Genomic DNA, 13,754 nt, shown 5'->3' on the forward strand with positions numbered 1-13,754 from the left:
GAGCGGCCTCGCGCCGACACCCCATGACCGACAACACCACGCCCCCGGACGATTCCGCGTCCGAGGGCAAGCCGCCTGCCACCGGCTATACGCTCCCGCCGATCCCGGCTGCCGGCTCCGGCGCAACCTCGCTGTCCTCCGATGCCGGCCCCAAGCCCAGCGGCGGCAAGATGCCCGACGGCACGGCTCAGCGCTGCGGCCTGATTGCCATCGTTGGCCGACCCAATGTCGGCAAGTCCACCCTGCTGAATGCGCTGGTGGGACAGAAGGTCAGCATCACCTCCAACAAGGCCCAGACCACGCGCCACCGCATCACCGGCGTGCGCACGGTCGAGGAGGCCCAGTTCGTCTTTGTCGACACGCCCGGTTTCCAGACCAAGCACAATGCCGCGCTGAACCGCAATCTGAACCGCACCGTGCACGGCGTGCTGTCCGATGTGGACCTGGTGCTGTTCGTCGTCGAGGCCGGCCGTTTCGGCCTGGACGATGCCAAGGTGCTGTCCCTGCTGCCCGAGGACAAGCCGGTCGTGCTGATCGCCAACAAGCTTGACGCCGTGCACCGCCGCGCCGAGCTCGCGCCCTGGCTCAAGAGCATGCAGGAGCGCCGCAACTTCAGCGAGTTCATCCCGATCTCGGCCAAGAAGCAAAGCGATGTGCAGCGCCTGTTCAAGATCCTCAAGCCCTATCTGCCCGAGCAGGAGTGGTTCTACGACGAGGATGCGCTGACCGACCGCTCGGAGAAGTTCCTGGCCAGCGAGATCATCCGTGAGAAGCTGTTCCGCCTGACCGGCGACGAGTTGCCTTACACCTCGACCGTGGTGATCGACAAATGGGAAGACGAGGGTGCGCTGCGCCGCATCTCTGCCTCCATCGTCGTCGAGCGCGATGCCCACAAAGGCATGGTGATCGGGCAGGGCGGCGAGCTGCTCAAACGCATCGGCTCCGAATCGCGCCAGGAACTCGAGCACCTGATGGAGGGCCGTGTCTTCCTGGAGCTGTGGGTCAAGGTGCGCTCGGGCTGGGCCGATAGCGAAGAGCATCTGCGCTCCTACGGCTACGAGTAATGCCTCCCCGAGGCCCGCGCGCTCCGGCCGTCCAGCAGGCCTTCGTCCTGCACCACTACGACTGGAGCGAAACCAGCCTGGTGCTGGACCTCTTCACCCGTGAGCAAGGCCGGCTGGCCGTGGTGGCCAAGGGGGCCAAGCGCCCCTATTCGCAGCTGCGCGCCGTGCTGCTGCCCTTTCAGCGCATCCAGGTCAGCCTGTCCAAGCCGGCCAAGGGCACCGAGGGCGCGGCCGAGGTCGTGACCCTGCGCGGCGCGGAATGGGCCGGCGGCGCGACGATGCCGGCCGGCGCGGCATTGTTCTCCGGCTACTACCTCAACGAGCTGCTGCTGAAGCTGCTGGCCCGCCAGGACCCGCATCCGGCGCTGTTCGATGCCTATGCTCAGACCCTGCCGCAACTGCATGCCAGCGAGGATGTGCAGTCGCAGGCCGCTTTGCGGGCCTTCGAGCTGCGCCTGCTGATGGAGCTGGGTCTCTTGCCGGACCTGAGCCTGTCCAGCCTCACGCAGGCGCCATTGGACCTGCAGCGGCACTACATGCTGTCGCCCGAGTCCGGCGTGGTCGCGCCCGCAGCCGATTCGGTGACCTTCACCGGCGCCACCCTGGTCCAGCTGCAGGCAGCGCTGCTGCACGGCAGCATGGCCGCGCTGCAGCAGTCCTGTGCGCCGGTCTTGCCGGCGCTCAAAACCGGGCTGCGCGCCTTGCTTCACTATCATCTGGGCCACAAACCCCTGCGCACGCGACAGGTCATGCTGGACGTGCAGAAACTGCTGGATTGAAGACGATGAACCCTTTGGTTGCTCCCGAATCCTCTTCGCACCACGCTGCGCGCTGCGCGCTGTCGGTCAATGTCAACAAGGTGGCCCTGCTGCGCAACACCCGGCACCTTGGTATTCCAAGCGTCACGCGCGCGGCCGAGCTGTGCCTGCTGGCCGGTGCCCAGGGCATCACGGTGCACCCGCGGCCCGACGGCCGTCATATCCGCACGGCCGATGTGCACGAGCTGGCCGAGCTGCTCAAGACCTGGCCCCAGGCCGAGTACAACATCGAGGGCAATCCGACCCAGAATCTGATGGACTTCGTGCGCGAGCTGCGTCCGCATCAGGTCACCTTCGTGCCCGATAGCGAGGACCAGTTCACCTCTGACCATGGCTGGAACCTGCCGGCCGATATGGCGCGGCTGCGCCCGCTGATCGATGAGTGCAAGAGCCTGGGCGTGCGCGTCAGCCTCTTCATGGATCCGAGTCCCGAGGCCATGCCGTTGGTGGCCGAGCTGGGCGCCGAGCGCATCGAGCTCTATACCGAGACCTATGCCAGCGCCTTTGGCACCGAACGCCAGGCCGCCGTGCTGGCCGGGTTCACGCGCACGGCCGAGGCCGCGCTGGCCGTGGGCCTTGGCATCAACGCGGGCCACGACCTGAGCCGCGACAACCTGACGAGCTTCCTGCGCGCCGTGCCTGGCGTGCAGGAGGTGTCGATCGGCCACGCCCTGATCGCCGATGCGCTGGAATTGGGCTATACCGAAACCGTGCGCGAATACCAACGTGCGATCCAGAAGGCCTACGCCTCCTCATGATTTACGGCATCGGCACCGACATCTGCGACATCCGCCGCATCCGCGACACCCTGGCCCGGCGCGGCGAGCGCTTTGCCGAGAAGGTGCTGGGCCCGCACGAGATGGCAGTGTTCCGTGAGCGCCGCGCCAAGGTCGAGGCGCGCGGGGTGGCCTACCTGGCCACCCGCTTCTCGGCCAAGGAAGCCTTTTCCAAGGCGATCGGCATGGGCATGCGCATGCCGATGACCTGGCGCGCCTGCGAAATCGTCAAGGCGCCAAGCGGCAAGCCCGAGATCCGCCTGCATGGCGAGCTGGCTGCCTGGTTCGAGGCCAAGGGCCTCAAAGCCCATGTGACCGTCACCGACGAGACCGAATACGCGGCCGCCTTTGTGGTTGTCGAAACCAAGGAATGAAGCGCTGAACATGAATGAAATGCATGCTCCCGTGGTGCTGGATGTGGCCGGCCTGGCCCTGGACGCCAACGACCGCCGCCGCCTGGCCCATCCGCTGGTCGGCGGCCTGATCCTGTTTGGCCGCAACTTCGAGAGCCGCGCCCAGCTGACCTCGCTGTGCGCCGAGATCAAGGCCATCCGCCCCGATGTGCTGATCGCGGTCGACCATGAAGGCGGCCGCGTGCAGCGCTTCAAGACCGATGGCTTCACCCAGCTGGCGGCCATGCGCACACTCGGCGAGCTGTGGATGACGGACGCCTTGCGCGCTACCGACGCGGCCACGGCCACCGGCTTTGTGCTGGCCGCCGAGTTGCGCGCCTGTGGCGTCGACTTCAGCTTCACGCCGGTGCTGGACCTCGATTACGGTGAGAGCAGTGTGATCGGCGAGCGCAGCTTCCACCGCGACCCGCGCGTTGTCAGCCTCTTGGCCAAGAGCCTGATGCAAGGCCTGCTGCTGGCCGGCATGAGCAGCTGCGGCAAGCATTTCCCCGGCCATGGTTTCGTGAAGGCCGACAGCCATGTGGCGATTCCCGTGGACAAGCGCAGCCTCAAGGCCATCCTGGCCGAGGACGCGAAGCCCTATGAGTGGTTGGGCCTGAGCCTGTCGGCCGTGATGCCGGCCCATGTGATCTATCCCAAGGTCGATGCGCGTCCGGCCGGCTTCAGCCCGCGCTGGCTGCAAGAGATCCTGCGCGAGCGCCTGGGCTTTGGCGGTGCGATCTTCAGCGACGACCTGGGCATGGCCGGCGCTCGCGTGATCGAAGGCCGCCCGGTCGGCTTCACCGAGGCGGCACTGGCCGCGCTGACGGCCGGCTGCGATCTGGTGCTCTTGTGCAACCAGTCGATTGTGGGCCAGGGTGAGGCCATCGACGAGTTGCTGGACGGGCTGACGGCCGCGCAGGCCCAGGGTCACTGGGCGCCCGAGCCCGATAGCGAATCGCGCCGCCTGGACCTGCTGCCGCAGACCGTGCCGCTGACCTGGGACGAGCTGATGCGCAACCCGCGCTATCTGGCGGCGGTCGAGCGCCTGGCCTGATCCACACCCAGCTCCAATGAAAAACGCCGCCCCGGGGCAACCCGGCGCGGCGTTTCTTTATGTTGGGTGGCCCGCAGGCCACCCTGGCTTTCAGTGCTCGAACGGCAGCTTGGTCTGGCTCAGATCCTTGCGGGTCTCGACCAGCACCAGCGGGCCTTCATCGACCACGACCACCGGCTTGGGTTCGCGCGGCACATGCACCGGCTTGGGCTCGGCGGCGATGGCGGCTTGCACGGCGCGGATCTTGTCGGCGTCGGAGTTCACCCATTGCAGGCCGGCGGTCTCGGCGATGTTCTGCAGATCACCGATGGCCAGCTCGAAAGCGGGCACGACGGGCACTGCCGGAGCAGCGACCGGCGCGGCGACTGCGGCCACAGCGACCGGCGCAGCGACTGGCGCTGCAGCGGGCGCGGCAGCGGTCACGGGCTCGACCGGGGCCGGCGTCGCATCGGCAACAGGCGCGTCGGCCGGCGCTGCGGCCTGCTCATCGGCCGGCAGGTCGTCACGGCGCTCGCGGCGATAACGATCACGGCTGCGACGACGACGGCCTTCGCCACCTTCGACTTCCTCACCGGCGGGCGGCTGGTTGTCAGCCGCCACAGCATCGGCAACGCCTTCGGCCACAGCCTCGGCCACCGGTTCGGCCGGCGTTTCGACGCCCGCGACGTCCTCACCATTGACGCCACGGCTGTCGTCGCGATCGCGACCGCCACGGCGGCGGCGGCGGCGGCCCGGACGCTCGTCATTGCCCGCCTCGTCGCCGGCGGTCTGCTCGGCCACCGGCAGCAGCGCCGCCGCTTGTTCGGGCATGTCCAGGCTGGCTTGCAGCGGCGCCGTGTTCAGCTCCTCGGCCTTCTCGACCACGCGCTCGCCGCGTTCCTGGCGCTCGCCGCGCTCTCCGCGCGGGCGGCGGTTGCCTTCGGCACCCCGTTCGCCACGCTCGCCACGTTCGGCGCGCTCTGGGCGCTCACCACGTTCCGGGCGCTCACCGCGCTCGGGACGCTCTGCACGTTCCGGACGGGTGGCCTCGGCCCCCTCCGCCGGCTTGTCGGCACGCGGCTCGTTGCGGCGGCGGCTGTCGCCACGACTACCTTCACGACCCTCGCGCGGCTCGTTGCGGCCACCGCCTTCGCGCTTGCCCTCACGACCACCTTCGCTCTTGGCGCCACGCTCACCCCGGTCGCCACGATCACCGCCACGGCGACGACCGTCACGGCCCTCGCGGCCACCTTCGCGACCTTCACGCGGCTTGCGCTCGCCGCCCTCGGCGGCGGGCTTGGTCTCGGTCTTGGCCGGCGTCGGTGCCACCGGCTCGGCGCCGCCGAACAGCTTCTTGATCCAGCCGAAGAAACCGCCGCCGGCATCGGCAGCGGCCACCGGGGCCGCTGCCACCGGTGCGGCTGCCTTGACCGGCTCGGGCTTGGGTGCGGCCACCGGGGCGGGCTGCTCGGGCAGGATGCCCTTGATGACCGGCTCCTGCTTGTTCTTCTTGTCGCCAGCGTCGCGGCGGGTGATGCCCACCTCGTCGGTGGCTTCCTCGATCATGGTGTAGCTGGCCTGCAGATTTTCCAGACGGGGGTCGTCGTGGCGCAGGCGCTCCAGCTTGTAGTTGGGTGTGTCGAGGTGCTTGTTGGGCACCAGCAGCACGGTGACGCGCTGCTTCAACTCGATCTTGGTGATCTCGGTACGCTTCTCGTTCAGCAGGAAGGAGGTCACTTCCACCGGCACCTGCACATGCACGGCGGCGGTGTTGTCCTTCATCGACTCTTCCTGGACCATGCGCAGGATCTGCAGCGCACTGGACTCGGTGTCGCGGATGTGGCCGGTGCCATTGCAGCGCGGGCAGGTGATGTGGCTGCCTTCGCTCAGTGCCGGGCGCAGGCGCTGACGCGAGAGTTCCAGCAGGCCGAACTTGCTGATCGAGCTGAACTGCACGCGGGCGCGGTCCTGGCGCAGCGCGTCGCGCAGGCGCTGTTCGACTTCGCGGCGGTTCTTCGACTCTTCCATGTCGATGAAGTCGACCACGATCAGTCCGCCCAGGTCACGCAGGCGCATCTGGCGCGCGATCTCGTCGGCGGCTTCCAGATTGGTGCGGGTGGCGGTTTCCTCGATGTCGCCGCCACGGGTGGCGCGGGCCGAGTTGACGTCCACCGAAACCAGGGCCTCGGTGTGGTCGATCACGATGGCGCCGCCCGAGGGCAGATTGACCGTGCGGCTGAAGGCGGTTTCGATCTGGTGTTCGATCTGGAAACGGCTGAACAGCGGCGCGTCGTCGCGGTAGCGCTTCACGCGATGGCCCTGGTCGGGCATCACGTGGTTCATGAACTGCTGCGCCTGGTCGTACAGGTCGTCGGTGTCGATCAGGATCTCACCGATATCGGCGGTGAAGTAGTCGCGGATCGCGCGGATCACCAGGCTCGATTCCTGGTAGATCAGGAAGGCGCCCTTGCCGCCCTTGGAGGCGTCGTCGATCGCGCTCCACAGCTTGAGCATGTAGTTCAGGTCCCACTGCAGCTCGGCGGCCGAGCGGCCGATGCCGGCGGTGCGGGCGATCAGGCTCATGCCCTTCGGGTACTCGAGCTGGTCGAGGTTTTCCTTCAGCTCTTCGCGGTCTTCGCCCTCGATGCGGCGGCTGACGCCACCGCCGCGCGGGTTGTTGGGCATCAGCACCAGGTAGCGGCCAGCCAGCGAGACAAAGGTGGTCAGCGCCGCGCCCTTGTTGCCGCGCTCTTCCTTCTCGACCTGGACCAACAGCTGGTCGCCTTCGCGGATCGCGTCCTGGATCTTGGCGGCGCGCACATCGGTGCCGTCGCGGAAGTACTGGCGCGAGATTTCCTTGAAGGGCAGGAAACCGTGGCGGTCTTCACCGTAGTCGACGAAGCAGGCTTCGAGCGAAGGCTCGACCCGCGTCACCACGGCCATATAGATATTGCCTTTGCGCTGCTCGCGGCCCTCGATTTCGGTCTCGAAGTCCAGCAGTTTCTGGCCATCAACAATCGCGAGGCGCCGCTCTTCCGGCTGCGTCGCATTGATCAGCATGCGTTTCATGTCGTCACTCCTGGCGCGTTCCTGGTCTTTGGAAGACCTTCAAACGCGCAGCATCATCCACGTCGCCCCTGACCCTGTCAGTGGGCGACTCTTCGATGCACGTACAAACGTGGAGGAACCGAGGAAGGAATCGCCCTGGACTGCTGGTGATCGTGAGCGATCAAACCAGCAGCGTTGGCGCGCGCGTGGCAGCAGGCGGTGCATCACCTCTGGCCCCTGGACGCGCTGATCGCGCGGCCCGGCCACGGCTGCGCAGTCCGGCGGCATGAGGCCGGGGCAGCGCTTGCGAGCGGTGGGGGGTAGGGGAGGTCAGAGGGCTCATCCGCGAGGACTACTGGAACGCTGGCACAAGGTCGTCAGATGCTGGATCGACGGGCCTTGCGCGGTGTAAACCTTGTCTTGTGCCGGCTCTTGCGCCCGAAATCCGGGGGCCTGAGACGGCGTGGTTCTTTCTACGTCTGCGCTTCCACACAGGACTCGAAGCCGCCCCCTCACTTGGGGATGGGGCCCGCTTATTGCCCTGCGCGTTGCATCACCGATTGTTGGCCCGGCTCATCGCCGTGCCACCACGCCCGCGCCATTCGCTGCCGTGCCCGCTAAAATCAGGCAAATCAAACACTTACGGCGCAATTGTGGTTCGGAACATTATAAGGGCTAATAAAGCCAGGCCCGCTGGCAAGCCCGCCACAGCCGCCTCAGCACAAACCAGGAGGCCCGCCCATGGGCCGGCGTCGCGCGGTGAGCGCGTGCCCACTAAGCCGGTCAACACCACGCCGGCCGAGCTGCAGCCGGTCACCGTCGAGCCGGCACCTGCGCCGGCAGTGCGCCGTGTGCTGATCGACGAGAACTCGGCCGGCCAGCGCCTGGACAACTTTCTCTTGCGTGAACTCAAGGGCGTGCCCAAGACCCATGTCTACCGCGTGATCCGCGCCGGCGAGGTGCGGGTCAACAAGGGCCGGGCCCATGCCGACACCCGGCTGGAACTGGGTGACGAAGTACGGGTGCCGCCCGTGCGCCTGCCCGAGCGGGTCACCGCCCCGGTCGACTATGTGCCGGCCAAGGAGTTCCCCGTTGTGTACGAGGACGAGCACCTGATGGCCGTCAACAAGCCGGCCGGTGTCGCGGTGCACGGCGGCTCCGGGGTCAGCTTCGGTGTGATCGAGCAGCTGCGCCGGGCCCGGCCCGAGGCCAAGTTTCTCGAACTGGTGCACCGGCTCGACAAGGAAACCTCGGGCCTGCTGCTGATCGCGAAGAAGCGCAGCGCGCTGACCGCCTTGCAGGACCAGTTCCGCGAACGGGAGACCGGCAAGACCTATGCGGCCCTGGTGATCGGTGAGTGGGCCGACAACAAGAAGGTCATCGATGTGGCGCTGCTGAAGTTCACCGGCAGCGACGGCGAGCGCTGGGTACGGGCGGTCGAGAATTCGCACGACCCGCAGGCCGACCAGGCCAAGCGCTCGATCAGCCTGGTCAAGGTGGCGCGCCGGCTGCCGGGTTACAGCCTGCTTGATGTGACCATCAAGACCGGCCGTACGCACCAGATCCGGGTGCATCTGCAGCATGCTGGCCATCCTATCGTGGGCGACCCGAAATACGGCGACTTCGAGGCCAACCGGCTCATCGCACGCGGCGCGCTGAAGTTCGAGCGCATGTTTTTGCATGCCCAACGGCTGAAGTTCAGCCACCCCGCCAGCGGCGCCGAGATCGAGCTGCTGGCGCCGCTGCCGACCGAGTGTGAGAGGCTGTTGAAAGATCTGAGCCCGCCACGATGAGACCGCAACGTTTTGACCTGATCGCCTTCGACTGGGACGGCACCCTGTTCGACTCCACCGCGTTGATCACCCGCTGCATCCAGGCGGCGGCCGTCGATCTGGGCCTGGAGAGGCCCAGCGATGCCGATGCCAGCTATGTGATCGGCATGGGCTTGCAGGAGGCGCTGGCCCATGCGGTGCCGGGCCTGGCGCCGGCGCGCTACCCGGAGCTGGGCCTGCGCTATCGCCACCATTACTTCGCGGCCCAGCACGAGGTCACGCTGTTCAAGGGCACGCTGGAGATGCTGGCGGCGTTGAAGGCGCGCCATCACTGGCTGACCGTTGCGACCGGCAAAAGCCGCCGTGGCCTGGACGAGGCGCTGAAGGTGGTCGAGCTGCAAGGCCTGTTCGACGGCAGCCGCACCGCCGACGAGACCGCCGGCAAGCCCCATCCGCAGATGCTTCATGAGCTGATGCGCGAGTTCGGCGCTGCGCCAGAGCGCACGCTGATGATCGGTGACACCAGCCATGACCTACAGATGGCGCTGAATGCCGGCACGGCCAGTGTCGGCGTCAGCTACGGCGCCCACGACCACGAGACCTTCGAGGCCTTCAAACCCTTGCACATCGCGCATTCGGTGCCCGATCTGCATGACTGGCTGATCAAGAACGCATGAGCGATAGCCCGACAACCAAGCCCGATCCGCTGCCGCTGTGCAGCTCCGACGAGTTGCAGGAGCGCGGCCGCGCCCACAGCTTCGATGTGCTGCAGTGGCGCGAGCCGGCGCGCGCCTTCGCGCTGCGCTTCGACGGCCAGGTGGTGGCCTATCTGAACCGCTGCGCCCATGTGCCGACCGAGATGGACTGGCAGGAGGGCGAGTTCCTCGATGGCGACAAGCAGTACATCATGTGCTCCATCCATGGCGCGGTCTACGACCCGCTGACCGGCCGCTGCGTGAGCGGCATGTGCGGCCGCATGGGGCTGACCAAGATCGAGGTCGAGGAACGCCAAGGACAGGTCTATTGGTATCCTTCCCGCGACACCAAACCGGCTTTTGACGAGTAAGAGAACGAACACCGCATGAACCCCAACGACGACTTGCCGCAAGCCATCCCCGACCCGATCGGCAGCCCGGCCCGGCCCTCGCAGTCCGGCGCGCCCGCCAGCCAGGAGGCCGTGCTGGCCCAGTTTGCCCGCGACTATCTGCGCGACCGCCGCAGCGAGCGCCGCTGGCGCGTGTTCTTCCGCCTGGCCTGGCTGGCGCTGGTCATCGCAGTGCTGTGGCTGCTGCTGGCGCAGCGCCAGGTCGGCACTGCACCGAACACGCCGCACACCGCCCTGGTAGAGGTGCGCGGCGAGATCGCCGTTGACACCGAGGCCAGTGCCGAGCTGATGCTGTCGGCGCTGAAGAGCGCCTTCGAGGACCAGGGGGCCCAGGCCGTGGTGCTGCGCATCAATTCGCCGGGCGGCAGCCCGGTGCAGGCCGGCATCGTCTATGACGAGATCGTGCGGCTGAAGGCCAAGCATGGCAAGAAGGTCTATGCGGTGGTCGAGGAGATCTGCGCCTCCGGCGCCTACTACATCGCTGCTGCCGCCGACGAGATCTATGTGGACAAGGCCTCGGTGGTCGGCTCCATCGGCGTGCTGATGGACGGCTTCGGCTTCACCGGATTGATGGACAAGCTGGGCGTCGAGCGCCGCCTGATCACGGCCGGCGCCAACAAGGGCATGCTGGACCCGTTCTCGCCCGAGAACGAGGCCCAGCGCGCCTATGCCCAGGCCATGCTGGACCAGATCCATCGCCAGTTCATCAAGATCGTCAAGGACGGCCGCGGCAAGCGTCTGAAGGAAACCCCGGAGACCTTCTCGGGCCTGTTCTGGAACGGCGAGGAGGCCGTCAAGCTGGGCCTCGCCGATCATCTGGGCAGCCTCGACTACGTGGCCCGCGAAGTCATCAAGGCCGAGGAAGTGATCGACTACACGCCGCGCGACAACGTCGCCGAACGCCTGGCCAAGCGCTTCGGCGCCGCGATGGGCGAGGGCGCGGTCAAGGCCTTCCGCTCGCTGGCGCCGATACGCTGAGGATCACCGCCCTCCGCATATTCAACCGTAGCGCTATTCTTGCTGTATCGCATCGGCGATACAATGGCGCATGAAATCAGCGACCATCCCCCCGGTACGCATCGAGCCTCAGTTTCGTGAGGAGATGGAACAGGCGCTCGAAGAGGGCGAAACCATGGCCGCGTTGGTCGAGAAGGCCGTGCGGGGCGAGGTGGCCCGGCGTCGTGAGCACGCGGAGTTTGTTCGCCGCGGTCTGGCTGCGATCAAGCGAACGGTGGACGCTGGCGATGGGATCCCGGCCGACGCCGTCATCGCCAAGCTGCGAGCCAAGGTGGCGCAGGCGCGCAAGAACAGGACGCCGACGACATGACTTATCAGGTCATCTTCAGTCCTGAGGCTGAAGAGGATCTGGAGCGGCTGTTCAGCCACGCTTATGAGCGCGAGCTGAACAGCGCGGCCGGTGATCTGGACATTCCCGAGCGAGCGATTGATGCCATCGAGCAAGCCTGCTCCTTCCTGCAGATCAGTCCCTTCACTTGCAGAAAGGTGGGGGACAGCGCTTTGGTCCGTGAACTGATCATTCCTTTTGGAGCGACCGGGTACGTGGCGATGTTTGAGATCATCGACGCTCGAACCGTTGTCATTGGTGCGGTCCGCCATCAGCGAGAAAGTGACTTCCACTGACTTGGCGCTTCGCGCTCCGGTCTGCGCCGATGCCCGTCTTTATACGATCTTGATACCGCCCACCCCAGCTTCTACGACAAGCTGAGGCCCCAATTCCTAAGCTCTGCACATCTCAACTGAGCGTGTGAGCACAAGATGATGGATTGGGTATTTCTGGGCTTGAGCCTGGCGCTGTTCGGCTTGGCCCTCGGCCTGGCCGCTGCCAGCCACAGGCTGGAGGGCGGCAAGCAATGAGCGGGCTCTATATCGTCAGTGGCCTGGTGGCCGCTGGCTTGTTTGTCTATCTGGTCGTGGCGTTGTTCCGCGCCGAGGAGTTCTGAGATGAATTCCCTGGCATGGATCAATCTGGGCCTGTTCATGGCCTTGCTGCTGCTGGCGGCCTGGCCGCTGGCGCGCTGGCTGCACCGGGTGGCCGAGGGCCGCCTGCCGCGCTGGATGGGCGCGGTCGAGGGGGGGCTGTTCCGCCTGGCCGGCGTCAAGCCGACCGAGGGCATGCACTGGAAGCAGTATGCGATCGCGCTGCTGCTGTTTAACTTCATCGGCGTGCTGGCGGTCTATGCACTGCAGCGCTTTCAGGGGCTGCTGCCGCTGAATCCGCAGGGCATGGCGGCGATCACGCCCGACTCGGCCTTCAACACCGCGATCAGCTTTGTCACCAACACCAACTGGCAGGGCTATGGCGGCGAGTCCGCGATGAGCTATCTGAGCCAGATGCTGGCGCTGACGGTGCAGAACTTCGTCTCGGCCGCCACCGGCATTGCCGTGGTGTTCGCGCTAATCCGCGGCTTCGCCGGCAAGAGCCTGGCCACCATCGGCAACTTCTGGGCCGATCTGAGCCGCATCACGCTGTGGGTGCTGCTGCCGATCAGCTTTGTGCTGGCGATCTTCTTCGTCGGCCAGGGCGTGATCCAGAACTTCGACGCCTACAAGGAGGTGAGCACCGTGGAGGCCACCAGCTACCAGACGCCCAAGCTCGGCGCCGACGGTCAGCCACTGACGGATGCGCAGGGTCAGGTCTTGATGGACGATGTCCAGACCAGCACCCAGACCCTGGCGATGGGCCCGGCCGCCTCGCAGCTGGCGATCAAGATGCTGGGTACCAATGGTGGCGGTTTCTTCAATGCCAATTCGGCTCATCCCTTCGAGAACCCGACCGCGCTGTCCAATCTGGTGCAGATGCTGGCGATCTTCCTGATCCCGGCGGCCTTGTGCTTCATGTTCGGCCGCATTGTGGGCGACACGCGCCAGGGTGTGGCGGTGCTGGCGGCGATGAGCCTGATGTTTGTCGCGGCGGTGTTCGCGGCGACCAGCGCCGAGCAGGGCGGCAACCCGGCGCTGACGGCTCTGGGCGTCGAGGCCGGCGTCGGCAATATGGAGGGCAAGGAGACCCGTTTCGGCATCAATGCCAGCAGCCTGTTTGCGGTAGTCACGACGGCCGCTTCCTGTGGCGCGGTCAATTCGATGCATGACTCGATGACGCCGCTGGGCGGCATGGTGCCGCTGGTGATGATGCAGCTGGGCGAGGTGGTGTTCGGCGGCGTCGGCACTGGACTGTACGGCATGCTGGTGTTCGCGCTGCTGGCCGTCTTCATCGCCGGCCTGATGATTGGCCGCACGCCCGAGTACCTGGGGAAGAAGATCGAGCCGCACGAGATGAAGATGGTGTCCATCGCCATCCTGATCACGCCCATCGTCGTGCTGGTCGGCACCGCCATCGCGGTGCTGGCGACGGCTGGCAGGGCCGGCATCCTGAACCCGGGTGCCCATGGCTTCTCCGAGGTGCTGTATGCACTGACCTCGGCCGCCAACAACAACGGCAGCGCCTTCGCCGGCCTGTCGGCCAACACGCCCTTCTACAACACGCTGCTGGGTGTCGCGATGTGGCTGGGTCGTTTCGGCGTGATTGTGCCGGTGCTGGCGATTGCCGGCAGCCTGGCCGCCAAGAAACGCATCCCGCAGACCAGCGGCTCGATGCCCACGCACGGCCCGCTGTTCATCGTGCTGCTGATCGGCACGGTGCTGCTGGTGGGCTTGCTGAACTATGTCCCTGCACTGGCGCTCGGGCCGATTGCCGAGCATCTGATGCTGTGGGGAGTCTGATC

The 13,754-nt window shown here is 66.5% G+C and carries 14 protein-coding genes; 13 read left to right on the top strand and 1 reads right to left on the bottom strand.

All coding sequences use genetic code 11. From position 1 onward, the window contains the following. Positions 1 to 23: 23 nt before the first annotated feature. Genes era through nagZ form a run of 5 tightly spaced genes read left to right on the top strand, consistent with a single transcriptional unit; the run spans position 24 to position 4,107 of the window. Positions 24 to 1,064 (top strand): GTPase Era, encoded by a 1,041-nt coding sequence (gene era, locus O5M90_RS23825; protein ID WP_137943025.1) that lies wholly within the window; start codon positions 24 to 26, stop codon positions 1,062 to 1,064. Continuing rightward, positions 1,064 to 1,843 carry a DNA repair protein RecO gene (recO, locus tag O5M90_RS23830; RefSeq protein WP_262971108.1) on the top strand — a complete coding sequence of 260 codons (780 nt, stop codon included), beginning with the start codon at positions 1,064 to 1,066 and terminating at the stop codon, positions 1,841 to 1,843. Before era ends, recO begins: the two co-directional genes overlap by 1 nt. 5 nt (positions 1,844 to 1,848) lie before the next feature. Further along, complete coding sequence (locus O5M90_RS23835; RefSeq protein WP_262971107.1) at positions 1,849 to 2,640, top strand: pyridoxine 5'-phosphate synthase; 792 nt, start codon at positions 1,849 to 1,851, stop codon at positions 2,638 to 2,640. Continuing rightward, a complete protein-coding gene (acpS, locus tag O5M90_RS23840; RefSeq protein ID WP_262971106.1) occupies positions 2,637 to 3,032 on the top strand; it encodes a holo-ACP synthase in 396 nt (131 codons plus the stop codon). The genes O5M90_RS23835 and acpS overlap by 4 nt, the downstream gene beginning before the upstream one ends. Before the next feature lie 10 nt (positions 3,033 to 3,042). Beyond that, complete coding sequence (gene nagZ / locus O5M90_RS23845) at positions 3,043 to 4,107, top strand: beta-N-acetylhexosaminidase (protein ID WP_269837836.1); 1,065 nt, start codon at positions 3,043 to 3,045, stop codon at positions 4,105 to 4,107. 90 nt (positions 4,108 to 4,197) lie between these two features. On the opposite strand, the gene O5M90_RS23850 is transcribed toward nagZ, so the two are convergent. Beyond that, complete coding sequence (locus tag O5M90_RS23850; RefSeq protein ID WP_269837835.1) at positions 4,198 to 7,155, bottom strand: Rne/Rng family ribonuclease; 2,958 nt, start codon at positions 7,153 to 7,155, stop codon at positions 4,198 to 4,200. 821 nt (positions 7,156 to 7,976) lie between these two features. Here O5M90_RS23850 and O5M90_RS23855 point away from each other — a divergent pair. From O5M90_RS23855 to kdpA, 8 genes are all read left to right on the top strand, one after another. Next, positions 7,977 to 8,927 (top strand): RluA family pseudouridine synthase, encoded by a 951-nt coding sequence (locus O5M90_RS23855; protein WP_332909457.1) that lies wholly within the window; start codon positions 7,977 to 7,979, stop codon positions 8,925 to 8,927. Next, positions 8,924 to 9,583 carry an HAD family hydrolase gene (locus O5M90_RS23860; protein WP_269837834.1) on the top strand — a complete coding sequence of 220 codons (660 nt, stop codon included), beginning with the start codon at positions 8,924 to 8,926 and terminating at the stop codon, positions 9,581 to 9,583. The genes O5M90_RS23855 and O5M90_RS23860 overlap by 4 nt, the downstream gene beginning before the upstream one ends. Further along, positions 9,580 to 9,972 carry a Rieske (2Fe-2S) protein gene (locus tag O5M90_RS23865; RefSeq protein WP_137943018.1) on the top strand — a complete coding sequence of 131 codons (393 nt, stop codon included), beginning with the start codon at positions 9,580 to 9,582 and terminating at the stop codon, positions 9,970 to 9,972. The genes O5M90_RS23860 and O5M90_RS23865 overlap by 4 nt, the downstream gene beginning before the upstream one ends. A 15-nt stretch (positions 9,973 to 9,987) precedes the next feature. Then, positions 9,988 to 10,989 (top strand): S49 family peptidase, encoded by a 1,002-nt coding sequence (locus tag O5M90_RS23870; protein WP_269837833.1) that lies wholly within the window; start codon positions 9,988 to 9,990, stop codon positions 10,987 to 10,989. A 70-nt stretch (positions 10,990 to 11,059) separates the two neighbouring features. Next, positions 11,060 to 11,338, top strand: a complete 279-nt coding sequence (locus O5M90_RS23875; RefSeq protein WP_269837832.1) for a YlcI/YnfO family protein — start codon at positions 11,060 to 11,062, stop codon at positions 11,336 to 11,338. Further along, a complete protein-coding gene (locus O5M90_RS23880; protein ID WP_269837831.1) occupies positions 11,335 to 11,652 on the top strand; it encodes a type II toxin-antitoxin system RelE/ParE family toxin in 318 nt (105 codons plus the stop codon). Before O5M90_RS23875 ends, O5M90_RS23880 begins: the two co-directional genes overlap by 4 nt. A 230-nt stretch (positions 11,653 to 11,882) precedes the next feature. Next, positions 11,883 to 11,972: a K(+)-transporting ATPase subunit F gene (gene kdpF / locus O5M90_RS23885; protein ID WP_137943016.1), complete on the top strand. Its 90-nt coding sequence runs from the start codon at positions 11,883 to 11,885 to the stop codon at positions 11,970 to 11,972. 1 nt (position 11,973) lies between these two features. After that, positions 11,974 to 13,752 (top strand): potassium-transporting ATPase subunit KdpA, encoded by a 1,779-nt coding sequence (gene kdpA / locus O5M90_RS23890; protein ID WP_440402386.1) that lies wholly within the window; start codon positions 11,974 to 11,976, stop codon positions 13,750 to 13,752. Positions 13,753 to 13,754 lie beyond the last annotated feature (2 nt).

Source organism: Paucibacter sp. M5-1 (assembly GCF_027498415.2).
Lineage (GTDB): Bacteria > Pseudomonadota > Gammaproteobacteria > Burkholderiales > Burkholderiaceae_C > Roseateles_E.

Coding starts and splice junctions, on each gene's coding strand:
- era (WP_137943025.1), top strand. CDS start 24: ATGACCGACAACACCACGCCCCCGGACGATTCCGCGTCCGAGGGCAAG.
- recO (WP_262971108.1), top strand. CDS start 1,064: ATGCCTCCCCGAGGCCCGCGCGCTCCGGCCGTCCAGCAGGCCTTCGTC.
- O5M90_RS23835 (WP_262971107.1), top strand. CDS start 1,849: ATGAACCCTTTGGTTGCTCCCGAATCCTCTTCGCACCACGCTGCGCGC.
- acpS (WP_262971106.1), top strand. CDS start 2,637: ATGATTTACGGCATCGGCACCGACATCTGCGACATCCGCCGCATCCGC.
- nagZ (WP_269837836.1), top strand. CDS start 3,043: ATGAATGAAATGCATGCTCCCGTGGTGCTGGATGTGGCCGGCCTGGCC.
- O5M90_RS23850 (WP_269837835.1), bottom strand. CDS start 7,155: ATGAAACGCATGCTGATCAATGCGACGCAGCCGGAAGAGCGGCGCCTC.
- O5M90_RS23860 (WP_269837834.1), top strand. CDS start 8,924: ATGAGACCGCAACGTTTTGACCTGATCGCCTTCGACTGGGACGGCACC.
- O5M90_RS23865 (WP_137943018.1), top strand. CDS start 9,580: ATGAGCGATAGCCCGACAACCAAGCCCGATCCGCTGCCGCTGTGCAGC.
- O5M90_RS23870 (WP_269837833.1), top strand. CDS start 9,988: ATGAACCCCAACGACGACTTGCCGCAAGCCATCCCCGACCCGATCGGC.
- O5M90_RS23875 (WP_269837832.1), top strand. CDS start 11,060: ATGAAATCAGCGACCATCCCCCCGGTACGCATCGAGCCTCAGTTTCGT.
- O5M90_RS23880 (WP_269837831.1), top strand. CDS start 11,335: ATGACTTATCAGGTCATCTTCAGTCCTGAGGCTGAAGAGGATCTGGAG.
- kdpF (WP_137943016.1), top strand. CDS start 11,883: ATGAGCGGGCTCTATATCGTCAGTGGCCTGGTGGCCGCTGGCTTGTTT.
- kdpA (WP_440402386.1), top strand. CDS start 11,974: ATGAATTCCCTGGCATGGATCAATCTGGGCCTGTTCATGGCCTTGCTG.